Annotated in this window: 6 protein-coding genes; 3 read left to right on the forward strand and 3 right to left on the reverse strand. The window is 32.6% G+C overall.

The genetic code is table 11. The features are described from left to right. The first annotated feature begins 10 nt into the window (after positions 1-10). From OA93_RS17015 to OA93_RS17025, 3 genes are all read left to right on the forward strand, one after another. Positions 11-3,349 carry a SusC/RagA family TonB-linked outer membrane protein gene (locus OA93_RS17015; RefSeq protein WP_039114708.1) on the forward strand — a complete coding sequence of 1,113 codons (3,339 nt, stop codon included), beginning with the start codon at positions 11-13 and terminating at the stop codon, positions 3,347-3,349. A 10-nt stretch (positions 3,350-3,359) separates the two neighbouring features. Further along, positions 3,360-4,679 carry a RagB/SusD family nutrient uptake outer membrane protein gene (locus OA93_RS17020; RefSeq protein ID WP_039114710.1) on the forward strand — a complete coding sequence of 440 codons (1,320 nt, stop codon included), beginning with the start codon at positions 3,360-3,362 and terminating at the stop codon, positions 4,677-4,679. 62 nt (positions 4,680-4,741) lie between these two features. After that, positions 4,742-5,500 carry a LytTR family DNA-binding domain-containing protein gene (locus tag OA93_RS17025; protein ID WP_039114750.1) on the forward strand — a complete coding sequence of 253 codons (759 nt, stop codon included), beginning with the start codon at positions 4,742-4,744 and terminating at the stop codon, positions 5,498-5,500. A gap of 407 nt (positions 5,501-5,907) precedes the next feature. Here the strand turns inward: OA93_RS17025 and OA93_RS17030 are convergent, their stop codons facing one another. The 3 genes from OA93_RS17030 to OA93_RS17040 all read right to left on the reverse strand — a co-directional run bounded on the left by OA93_RS17030 (position 5,908) and on the right by OA93_RS17040 (position 11,045). Further along, the gene (locus OA93_RS17030) at positions 5,908-8,307 is read right to left on the reverse strand and encodes a TonB-dependent receptor (RefSeq protein ID WP_039114712.1); all 2,400 of its coding nucleotides are present in this window, start codon (positions 8,305-8,307) and stop codon (positions 5,908-5,910) included. A gap of 382 nt (positions 8,308-8,689) precedes the next feature. Then, positions 8,690-9,751 (reverse strand): helix-turn-helix domain-containing protein, encoded by a 1,062-nt coding sequence (locus tag OA93_RS17035; protein ID WP_039114713.1) that lies wholly within the window; start codon positions 9,749-9,751, stop codon positions 8,690-8,692. 271 nt (positions 9,752-10,022) lie between these two features. Then, positions 10,023-11,045, reverse strand: coding sequence for an NAD(P)-dependent alcohol dehydrogenase (locus tag OA93_RS17040; RefSeq protein ID WP_039114715.1), 1,023 nt, complete (start codon positions 11,043-11,045; stop codon positions 10,023-10,025). Positions 11,046-11,287 lie beyond the last annotated feature (242 nt).

Here is an 11,287-nt window from a genome sequence, read left to right on the forward strand (position 1 = left end):
AAAACCAGAAATGAAAAAATTAATTTACATCTTGACCTTATTCCTGACGGTTGTTGGGTATTCGCAAGAAACTCGAACAATTACAGGAAAGGTAATTGATTACCAAGACAAATTACCAATTCCGGGTGCAACAGTATATGTTGAAAATAGCTCGGTATCTAATAGTACAAATCAAAAAAGCGTTATCGAAAGCGCTAGTATCGGTACTATCACAGATTTTGACGGTAATTTTGAATTAAAAATATCAAGCAACACTACAAGTGTACGCGTAACCTTTATGGGATACCAATCGTATACTATTAATGTTACAGCTCAAAAAAGCTATAATATTTCTTTAAAACCAGACTTAAGCGAACTTAAAGAGGTTGTTGTAACCGGATACCAAAAAATTGAAAAAAGAAAATTGACTTCGGCTGTAGCCAAAGTTAATATGGCTGATATTCAACAAGCAGGTGTTGCAAGTTTAGATCAATTATTAGTAGGTCAGGTTGCAGGTGTAGCAGTTACTCAAGCTACTGGTGCTCCTGGTGCTATTGCAAAAATTAGAGTTCGTGGTACAGCATCACTTTCTGGCTCACAAGATCCATTATGGGTATTAGATGGTTTACCATTAGAAAGCAATGATGTTCCTAAAAACTTTGATAAAGACAATATCGACGAATTAAATAACTTTTCAATCGCTGGATTAAACCCTGACGATATTAAAGATATTACCATATTAAAAGATGCCGCTGCTACCGCAATTTACGGAGCAAGAGCCGCAAATGGAGTAATTGTTGTTACTACCAAAAAAGGTAAAAAAGGGAGCATGAAAGTAAATTTCATAGCAAATACCTTTGTTACTATGAAACCTGATTTTGCAAAATTAAACCTTTTAGATGCTTCACAAAAAGTAGATTTTGAACTAGGATTAGCAAGCAGATCAGACTTAACTTATAGAGACTCTGGCGGAGAAATTTCTCGTATACTAAATCAGTCTAATGAATTAGGGGCTTATAGAACGGGAGGTTTTTCGGCGTTGTCTTCAGCTACACAAAACTCTATTAACAAATTAAGAAACAGTAATACAAACTGGGGGGATTTATTATACCAAAGTGCTGTAAATACACAATATGGTTTAAGTTTCTCTGGTGGAGGCGAAAAATCAGATTATTACTTCTCTTTAGGAGCTTATAACGAGCAAGGTGCTACAGTAGGAACTGGTTACGACAGATATAATCTTACTTTAAAGAACAACTTTGAGGTTACTGATAAATTAAACATTGGCGTTGGGTTATTTGGTTCTGAAAGTAAAACAAAATCATACATAACAGATACAGATGGTTTTACAAATCCATCTAATTACTCAAGAACAGTAAATCCGTATTTAACACCATATAATGCAGATGGATCTTATAAATATGACAAAGATATTAGTGGTTATTCTGATGTTTACGTACCCTTTAACTTTATTGAAGAAAGAGAAAACTCTTCTTACGAGTTAAAGAACAGAGCGATTAAAGCTATTCTTGATATAGATTACAGAATTACAAAAGGCTTAAAAGCAAGCACTCAGGTTGGTTTACAATTTGACAATACATCTAGTGAGAAATTTGCTGATAAAAACACCTACTTTACTAGAAAAGAAAGAGAGAAAACGTTAAGATTTAATAATGGTAAGCCTGCTTATTTTCTTCCAGAAGGTGGAATTATCCAAAACACAAATACTGACTTTTTCCAATACAACTGGAAAACGATGTTAAACTACTCTACTGTTTTCAATGAAAAACATGAGTTGGAAGTTATGGTAGGAAGCGAATTGAGAAGAAATTACAACACTAGTATTGCAACCAAAGCATTTGGATACGATCCTAAAACATTAACTTCAATTCAGATAATTTTCCCTACCGCCGATCTAGCAGACGAACCTGTTTATAGAGGCTATAAAAAATCTAAGAATGAAAATGCATTTGCATCCTTTTTTGCAACAGCATCTTATACCTATGACAGAAAATATACATTCTTCGGAAGTGTTCGTTATGATGGTTCTGACTTATTTGGTGTAGATCCAAAATACAAATACTTACCACTTTGGGCAGCTTCTGCTTCTTGGTTAGTATCTGAAGAAGAATTCTTAAAAGGTAATGAGACTTTATCTAACTTAAGATTACGTGCTTCTTACGGATTGCAAGGAAATATAGACAAAGGAACATCACCATTTGTAGTAGGAGAATATAAAACTGAAACTATTTTGCCAGGACAAACTGAGCCAAGTATTGCGATATTAAGTCCTCCAAATGATAAATTAAGATGGGAAAAAACGGAAAATACCAATTTAGGTATGGATCTGGGTTTATTCAATAACCGTATTAGTATAGTTACCGATGTATATGGAAGAAAAAGTAGTGATTTAATTGGAGTTCAATCACTTGCTGTTGAAAACGGATTTGAGTACACTACCTTAAACTGGGCACAAGTAACTAATAAAGGATTTGAGATTGCATTGGCTACAAAAAATATTGATCGTCCTAATTTTAAATGGACCACTAATATTAATTTCTCACACAATAAGAGCAATGTTGATCGTATGCAAATAAGAGAAAACACTTATACTCCATCAATAGAAGGATACCCGGTAAGAGCAGTATTTGCCTTAAAAACAAATGGAATGGATGAGAATGGATACCCTTTGTTTGTAAATAAAAATGGTGAAACGGTTAATACTCAAACATTCTTTCAGTTAAGCGATGCTTTAGCTGATGTTATACCTGGGTTGTTCGTACAAACTAAACTTAATGCTACAGAAATAAGAGATTTATTTACTTATGCTGGAGATTTAGATCCTAAGTATACTGGTGGTCTAACTAATACTTTCAAAATTCATGATTTTGATATTACAATTGCTACTACTTTTAATATTAAGCAAACAGTTGTAGAAACACCTGCATACAATGGAGCAACGGTTGATCGTGGACGAAACTTCACTACTGATATTCTAAATGCATGGTCTCCTACTAATACTGGATCAAACTTGCCAGGAATTGTAGGGAATGATACTGGTACTGGTGACTCTTGGATGGCTTACAAGTGGTATGCTGAAGGTAATCCGATAAATACCAATAAATATTTGGACACTTGGGTACATGAAATGAGTTATATGCGATTAAGCAGTTTACGTTTTGGATATACTTTGCCTAAAAAAGCAATAGAAAAAATGTTTTTTGATAGTCTAAGATTCAGTATTGAAGGACGAAACTTATTTGTTATCAGCTCTGATTATAAAGGATATTTTGATCCGGAGACTTTTGGAAACATCTATGCTCAGCCTATTCCTAAATCAATAACATTAGGATGTAACATAACTTTTTAATTAATTTAAGATGAAAAACATATCAAAATACCTATTCCTTTTTGTAGCTGCGATAGTAGCTACAAGCTGCGATGATTACCTGGATGTAAAACCATCAGGAAAAGTAATTCCTGAAACACTTGCTGATTTTAGAGCTGTTCTTACTAAAGGATACGCTGTTTTTCCTACGCATAAATCACTAACTGCTTTAAGAGGAGACGAAATGCTTCTTGATGAAGGAACCAATGATTTGGTATTCTACAAAGATAACTATATATGGAATGATGCAAATCCGGATCCTATTGCTACAAGATTTCAATATGCTGGATTATACAATTGTATTTTTTATACCAATGTAATTATTAACGAAGCTAGTACTAAACTTGATGGATCGGCAGAAAAAAATCAGTTGGTTGGAGAAGCATACGCCTTAAGAGCTCTTGCTTACTTTGATTTAGTTAACCTATTTGCAAAACAATATGATCCAGCAACTGCTAGTTCTGAGAGAGGTGTTCCATTAGCATTAGAAATAGATTTAGAACAAGCTTATATACCACAAAGTGTAGAAGTTATTTACGGTCAAATCATATCGGATAAAGAAGAGGCTAAAAAATGGCTTAACTTAGATACACAGGCTAAAGGACTAAACTATCGTTTTTCTAAAGCTGCATTATACACAATGGAATCTCGTATTTACTTGTTCCAAAAACAATGGGCTCAAGCTATACAAGCAGCAGACAAAGCAATGACTATTAACAATTCGTTAGTTGACTTAAACGTTACTCCTATTTTGCCAAACAATTATGATACAAAGGAATCGATAATGGCTCTTGAAAATACGTTTGAGAATAAATTAAAAAGATCTGCTTATCCAACTCCAACCTTAATAAATGCATATGACAAAGTAAATGACTTGCGTTATAAATTGTATTTTAAAGTAAGTGGAAGCGGATTTATATTTTTAAAAGGTGGTGAGATATACCAAAAAAATACATTTAGAACTTCTGAATTGTATTTGACAAAAGCAGAAGCTTCTGTACAATTAAATGATCTTGCAACGGCAAGAACAACTATATTAAATTTCATTAAGAACCGATATAATACCACAGGTTACGCTCAATTGAGCACAAAGATTAGTGCTATGAACCAAACAGAACTTCTTGATTTTGTATATCAGGAAAGACAACGTGAGTTTGCCATTGAAGGGCACCGTTGGTTTGATTTAAGAAGAACTACTCAAAAACAAATCGAACATACACTGAGTAACAAGACCTATACTTTGATCAAAAATGATCCGAGATATACGTTGCCTTTCCCATTAGATGCACGATTAAACAATCCAGAATTGTAATTTAAATTAGCTCCGTTTTTAACGGAGCTTTTTTTTTAACTTTGCAAAAAAAAAAAGGAGAAATGAAAATAGTCATTATTGAAGACGAATATCTTGCTTCAAGCTATCTGAAATCTATTCTGGAACAGCAAAGTATTATTACTATAAGTGAAGTAACTTTATTGAAATCAGTAAAAGATGCAGTAGCTTTTTTTGAGAAAAATACCGTTGATCTTGCTTTTATGGATATTCATTTAGGTGACGGAAAAAGCCTTGATATCTTTGAAAAAACTACTATTTCATGTCCCGTTATTTTTATAACAGCTTACGATTCTTACGCTGTTAAAGTTTTTAAACATTTTACTATAGATTACCTTCTTAAGCCATACGAAGAAGAAGAATTATTAGAAGCGCTATCGAAATATAAAAACATAAAGGAAACATTTAATCCCAACCCTATTGTTGAATCGCTTGTTACAATTGAAAACCAAACTAACATTCAGCACCACTTTTTGGTAAATCACAGAGATAAACTTATATCTATAAACGATAGAACAATCTCCTATTTTTACGCTACAGGAAAACATCTTTTTATTTATACAAATTCAGGCAATAGCTATTTTTATAATAGCAATCTTAAGGATCTTATAAACAAACTAGACCCTACTCTTTTCTTTAAAGTAAATCGAAAATATATTTTTAATCGAAATCATATTCAGGAAATTGTTAAGCATTCTAGTCAGAAAATAGAGTTGTTATTAAACATTTCTATTCCCGATACCGATCCGATTATTTTGAGCAAAAAAGAAATTAGTAATTTCAAAAACTGGCTTGATTCGTGACTTATTAAGTTACAAAGGTTCTGAGAGACTAAGGTTCTAAGACTGTGTACTTATATTGAGTACTTATATTGAGTACTTTTTTTTGCAACGAATTTACACAAATAAAAAATCTGCTAAATCTGCAGAATCTGCGTGCTTCTTTTTTTTGCCACAGATTAAAGAATTAAAATGATTCCAAAACTTTGATCCTTTGCGAACTCTGCGGTTAATTCTCCACAATCTTGTCTCCCTGACGCAGGAAGGGTCTCCACAAGAAACTAACACAAACTATTCCCAAATTATCGAGCTACTCGTGATTCTTCGACTCCGCTCAGAATGACAACATCGGGGAGAAACTTTGCTCCCGACGCTTCGGGATTGCGTAATCCTTTGCGAACTCTGCGGTTAATTTTCGCAAAAGACAATCACTACCTTGCTCTGCTGTTTTCCGTTTGTTCCAGTTCTTTTTTCTTGTAATCCGTTTTTTTGGAGTTTCCAAAACTATACGTTGCAACAAGCTTATAGTAATTTGTCGTGTATGTTCTATGATAATAAATCTCAGTTTGTCCTACAGTATAATTTCCAGAAGCATAAAATCCTTTAAAAATATCATTGGCAGAAAAGTTCAATTTTAAGGCATTATTTAAAAAATTTCTTTCGATTCCCAATGTTACTATCGAGCGACTATTTTCATCTCCCAATCCGTAGCTTTTATCACCCAGATACCAGGCAAGCAATTGAATTTTAAACACATCAGGAATAGTAAATGTATTATTTGTATAGAGATAAATTTGTGGTTTTGTTGCGCCTAATGTAAATGAATAAGTGTTGTCTACAGATTTTGTGTAACTCATACTCACGGTATTGGTAGAACTCCACCATTTGCTTGTAAATGATCTTGAAATCGATGCAAAATAACTATTTTCTTTATCTAAATTCAATGATCTTAAAATATAGCTATTGGGATTAATACCGCGTAAAGCTGCTCCAGATATAGGATCGACTTTGTACGTGTATCCTATTTTAAAATCATACTTTTTATACATTGCTCCTATTTCAAAAGCATAGATTTTTTCTGGTTTAAGATTAGGATTTCCTTCGATAGTTGTAAATGGGTCCTGGTAAACAACATACGGATTGAGCGCCTGATATCTTGGTCTTGTTATTCTTGAAACATAAGAAGCATGCAACTTCAGATCATCAGAAAGAGGCATATTCAATAATACATTAGGAAAAATATCGGCATAACTTTTCCTGAATTTCTGATTCCCGCCTGCAGTTGTATTTAATTCATAATTGGTCCATTCGCCTCGAGCGCCCAAAGAATAATTAAACTTTTTTCCTAGAGAACTACTGTAATTTATATACGCAGCTCCAATTTTTTCTTCATATTTAAAATCACTCGAAAGGTCTTCATCAAATACAAATTCAGGATTTTTATCATCAGCAATCAAAAAATCAGAACTTGTTTTGATTGTTGCATAACTTACTTTGGCGCCAGCTTCTAACTTTGTACTTTCATTTATTTTTTTTGCGTAATCTGCCTGAGTGTTTATAATATTGATGGTATTATCAGCATTATTTTTTAAATATCTCTCTGTATTAAAGCTGTTAACCAAACCATTTTCATCTATAAGATCTCTTGTAAAACCGTTGTAATTAGAAAATTGTGTACCAACAAACAACGATGAGCCTTTATCATCTGTAATTGTATTATAATTTAAGTTTACAAACTGATTGAGTCTAACATCATTTCTGTCAACATCTGTAGCATAAAAACTATTGCTATTGTTGGTTGCAATCGAATTTCTATTGGCTACTACTCCACCCAAATCATTAATATTCCCACTATATTCCAACGAAATATAATTTGATTCGGAGAAAGTATATTGTAGTCCAAATCCAAAGTTAGAATAGTTATTAAATCTACGCCTCCAATCTGTAGTCAGCTCTGATTTCATAAATTCGGTAGGATCAGGTCTTGTTCTGGTTGTATATAACAGTTCTCTGTTTTTACCTAATTGCAGTCCATAATTACCAATAATAGAAACTTTTCCTTTATTGTAATTAAAATCTAGCAGTGTATTTGTACTTGTTCCTCCAAATTCCGAAACTGTAATCTGTTGGCTTGCCGTTCCCATAACTCCACTCTCAAAGTTTTTCTTAGTAATGATATTAATTACTGCTTTTCCTTCGGCATCATACTTAGATGATGGATTAGAAATAACTTCAATCTTGGCAATTTGCGAAACAGGAATTGCTGCAAAACGTTCGTTACTAATTAAAATTCCGTTTAAATAAATAATAGCTTCTCCTTTTCCTAACACACTAATTTGTCCTTCGGAAACAATTACATTTGGAACTCTGCCCAATAATTCATTTACCGAACTACTGGTAGAAAGCAAAGTATTAGCTACGCTAACCTCAAGTGTTCCATTAGATCCATATTTTAGTAATGAAGCTTGATTTTTTATAACAACTTCATTTAACTGATTGTTGTTTCCATTAACGAGTATTGTACCCAAATTTATATTTTCTTTTCCCTCGAAAGTAATATGCTGGAATTTGTCGGCAAATTCTACAGAAGTAAGTTTTATCAATACTTCTTTTTGATTGATATCTAATAATTGAAAAGTACCATCTAAAAAATCCTGCTGTTTAATTAAAATAGAATCACGAACAGACAACAATGAAATATTTCCCATCATGGGTTCGTTGCTATGATTAGTAACTTTTCCTGACAGAAATTGTATCGATTGTGCTTTTACAGTTATAGATGATATAAATAAACAATAGATGTAAATGAAAACTAAGATTAGAATTCTCATAAAATTTAACGATTAAGATTTGACTTTTTATTAATACAAAAGTCTATCGTAAATCGCGGTATGAGGTCGTTCAAAGAGAAATCAGGAGTACGGATTTATAAATCTACACTCTGTTTATTGAACCTAACCAGGTTGATCTTTCAGTAATCCTGCACTTTCAATATTAAAATCATACTCATAAGGTTTATCCCGAAGCACAATGTCATTAAGTTAAGCTCTTTTGATCTAATTGTGGTTAATTATTTTCGCGCAAAGACGCAAAAGCGCAAAGGTTTTAGGCGTAAACTTGGCGGCTTTGCGTGAGATTTATTCGATACAGTATTGTAGCCGTTTTTCTTAACTTAATGGCATTACCTGAAGCGTCAAACTAAAAGGAAAAAAATTAAACTAATGAAGCTTGTAACTGATAATTTAAAGGTGTCGTTCCTGTATGCTTTTTAAAAGCCACAAAGAAGGTTGATTTAGAATTAAATCCTACATCATAACCAACAGATTCTAAGGTTAGTTTATTGTTAGAAGTTATGATTTTGCACGCTTCGTTTATCCTAAATTCATTAACGTAACTGGTAAAATTCTTTCCAACGTTGTTATTTAAAAACTGAGATAATTGGTGGCTTGAAATAGTAACTTCTTTGGATAAATCTTGTAATGTAAGATTTGGGTTTTTATATAATTCTTTTTCAACCATTACATTCTCTAATTTTTGCAACAAGATTGTTTCTTCGGCTGAATCAATTTTCTTTCCTGAATACTTTGGAGAATTAAGCAAGAATAAATCGTCTGTTTTTTTTCGGTATAAAAGAATAGAAATTATCATATACAGAATAAAAGAAAAAATTATAGAACCACTTAAATAAGAAACAAATGGTGCATTAATCAATGCCAGAAAATAGAAGGCAAAAAGTAAGGTATTACCAAGGTAAATCATACCAAACCACATTTCGGCTGGATTTGCTTTTTGTTTTCTGCTTACAATCTTTTTTAATACTTCTTTAATTGTAAAACCTGCAAAAACAATATACACAAACCACTGAATATAAATAAGTTCTACAAAATAATCCCGCCAAAGTTGAGGGTAAACACTATACGGAAACAGTATTCCAACAGTAATAATAAGTATTGCCCAGAAAATAAGGGTCAGTTTCCAGGATTTGGGCATTACATTAATTTCCTTAACCGAAGCTTTCATGAAATAATATAAAAACGGACCTATAAAAAAACAAGCCGAAAGACCAATTTGAAGATAGGTTTTAGGTAACGTTGGATCAAAATATATAAATACAGATTTAGCAATTCTAATACTTAACGCTAGTAAAAGTGCGCCTAGAAAATAATTTCCGAAGTATCTTTTCTTTGTAAAAAAGAAGAAATAAATACCCAGAATAATTCCGTTGAAAGCCCCCAAAGCACTAAAAAAGAATAAAAGTTCTTTGCTAGTATCCATAATATATTTTCGTTTTATAAATAGTTATTCTGCAAACAAAGCTAAAAAAAAGATTGATGTATGCTTCAAATAAATTGTTTAAAAAATACTATAATTCTTAATTAAGCAAAACTTACTTTTATAGTATAGTTAAATCTTTTATGTAAAGTTCATAAAAAAGCCCAATTCTAGAATCGGGCTACTTCTTTCTTTTAAACAGTTAGGAGTAATTATTTTAACAGATAGTCCTGAAGCTTCAGGCAATGTCATTAATGTGTTAATTCAAATCTATTTAAGGAACTAAAACAGCTCTTCCTTTTATTTTTCCTTGTCTTAATTTATCATACACTTCGAGAGCTTGATCTAAACTATATTTTTCTACCTCAATATGTATTTTCTTTTGTATTGCCAATCCAATTACTTCCATTAATTCTGTTCTTGAACCCCAATAAGGATTGGATATGCTTACGCCAACTGGTAAACCGGTATTGTATTCATACTTTCCTCCTCCTAACCCAACAATGGTTAAGTCGCTATCTAAACCTATAATTTTTGTACCTAAATCTATTGTAGATGTAGCACCAACAAAATCAAGAACGACTTTTGCTTTTTTTATTCCAGTGATTTTCTTGATTTGTTCGGCAGCATCTTTATCTGTAGAGTTAACGACATGAGCTGCGCCAAGTTGTTTTGCAAATTCAAGTCTTTCGGGAGTTATATCACAAGCTATAATTGTTGACCCGCACATTTCGGATAAAATCTGTAATGCAACATGTCCTAACCCTCCTACTCCAATAACCACAACATATTCGTCTGGCATAAGTTTATGCAATGATCTTTTTATTGCTGAATATGGTGTTAATGCTGCATCTGTAAGCGGAGCAGCAATTACAGGATCTAAATCATGAATTGGGACTAATAATCGAGAGGAAGGTACAAGCATATAATCTGCCATACCACCATTTAATCCTAGTCCACCACCATAGGCTTGCTCGGAATGATGATCACAATAGTTTTCTTGCGAATGCTGGCATGGTTTGCAATGTCCGCATCCCCAAGGTCCGTATACCAAAACCGCATCTCCTTTTTTAAATCCCTTTACATCTTTTCCAACTTCTTCTACCCATCCTGCATTTTCGTGCCCTAAAGTAAATATTGCACCAGAAACTAATCCTCCATCAATTACATGTAAATCTGAATGACAAACTCCTGCTCCACCAATTTTTAATAATACTTCATCTCCTGTAGGAGAAGGTTTTTCTAGATCGTTTATAATTCTAACATCTTTGTGTCCATAATATCGTACTGCTTTCATAAGATTTTATTTATAATTTCTATACTATAAATTTAATCAAACCTGATGTAATACGTACGTTAATGAATTATAAATAAAACCTTTAATACGTTAAAAAACAAAGCAAAATACTTTAAACTTTAACTTGCAACATAACCTGATTTCCATTTTTAATTCGTAAACTAAAACTTATAAAATAATTAAAATGTACCCGTTGGGTGCAATTACTGCGTCTATTCGCTTCGCTCGGGTCGTAAAAAAAA

Origin of the sequence: Flavobacterium sp. KMS, from assembly GCF_000813005.1 — a bacterium.
GTDB lineage: Bacteria > Bacteroidota > Bacteroidia > Flavobacteriales > Flavobacteriaceae > Flavobacterium.

What these genes read in the sequence shown, in the direction of transcription:
- OA93_RS17015 (WP_039114708.1), top strand. Translation starts at nt 11, where the DNA reads ATGAAAAAATTAATTTACATCTTGACCTTATTCCTGACGGTTGTTGGG.
- OA93_RS17020 (WP_039114710.1), top strand. Translation starts at nt 3,360, where the DNA reads ATGAAAAACATATCAAAATACCTATTCCTTTTTGTAGCTGCGATAGTA.
- OA93_RS17025 (WP_039114750.1), top strand. Translation starts at nt 4,742, where the DNA reads ATGAAAATAGTCATTATTGAAGACGAATATCTTGCTTCAAGCTATCTG.
- OA93_RS17030 (WP_039114712.1), bottom strand. Translation starts at nt 8,307, where the DNA reads ATGAGAATTCTAATCTTAGTTTTCATTTACATCTATTGTTTATTTATA.
- OA93_RS17035 (WP_039114713.1), bottom strand. Translation starts at nt 9,751, where the DNA reads ATGGATACTAGCAAAGAACTTTTATTCTTTTTTAGTGCTTTGGGGGCT.
- OA93_RS17040 (WP_039114715.1), bottom strand. Translation starts at nt 11,045, where the DNA reads ATGAAAGCAGTACGATATTATGGACACAAAGATGTTAGAATTATAAAC.